Source organism: Protofrankia sp. Cj3, from assembly GCF_917627355.1.
GTDB lineage: Bacteria > Actinomycetota > Actinomycetes > Frankiales > Frankiaceae > Protofrankia.
Map to the genome: position 1 here is coordinate 2531 of NZ_CAKJTR010000312.1, position 972 is coordinate 3502.

Here is a 972-nt window from a genome sequence, read left to right on the forward strand (position 1 = left end):
ACAGAAGGCGCTTGGATCATCTTCGAGGCGCTGCGGTGACAGGGGCCACAAGTCGGGTGTACCCAGGGCTGCGGCGAGATCGCTCTTGGTTAATAGAGGTAGCTCAACGTAGTTGACATCGGTCGGCCTCGCTGAGCAGGCAGGGCGGCAAACCTCCTGCCGTTACGGCGTTTCCTGATCATATGCGAGGTTCCCGCCGAGGCCTAACCGGCGAACCATGTAGTTCGATCAATGCGGATTGTTACCTTGCCGCAGCCCTGGGGTGATCGGTGGGTTTGGCCGAGCCAGAGGGTGGCGCCGGTGGCGGCGAGCCGTGTTTCTACGTATTCCTCGTCGTGGAGATCGCCACTCGACAGGTGCATGTTCTCGGGGTCACCCGGCATCCGACCGGGGCGTGGGTCACCCAGCAGGCACGGAATCTGCTGATCGATCTCGGCGAACGGGCGTCACGGTACCGACCTCACCACTCCCTCGGCCAGCGCCCGCCCGACCCACCCTCCGCAGCCGGCCCGCCCCTGGATTCCACCGTCCGTCGTACACGCATCCTCGGCGACATGATCAACGAGTATCACAATGCCGCCTGACGACTCTCGCGAACTATCACATCCACCGTAAAAGTCCAGCTCACAGGCCAAAACCCGGATTTCGGAGCCCCACAGGACCCAGTCCGACCGTCAGCCATCTCATGGTCGGCACGCAGCGTCACTAAATGGATCAAGGTGTTGAGCCCGCACGATCATCCCATCGAACAAGATCGTGTGGTTTGAGCCCGCATTGAGCCCGCAAACCTCAATCGATCTTCAATAGAAGATCGAGAAAACAGGATCACTGCAGGTCGCGCCCATGATCGGATGTGGGCCGCCAGGGGCTCGAACCCTGAACCCAGAGATTAAAAGAACCTTGGAATGCGTGCTGGGACATTCCGGACCATACCGGAAAATGCCCGAACTTCCAGGCCAGGGCAATTTCGGA

Annotated in this window: 1 pseudogene; it reads left to right on the top strand. The window is 60.4% G+C overall.

The features are described 5' to 3' along the window. Positions 1–320: 320 nt before the first annotated feature. Positions 321–584, top strand: a pseudogene (locus tag MJ783_RS22895) (hypothetical protein); the annotation flags it as partial. Positions 585–972: the final 388 nt, after the last annotated feature.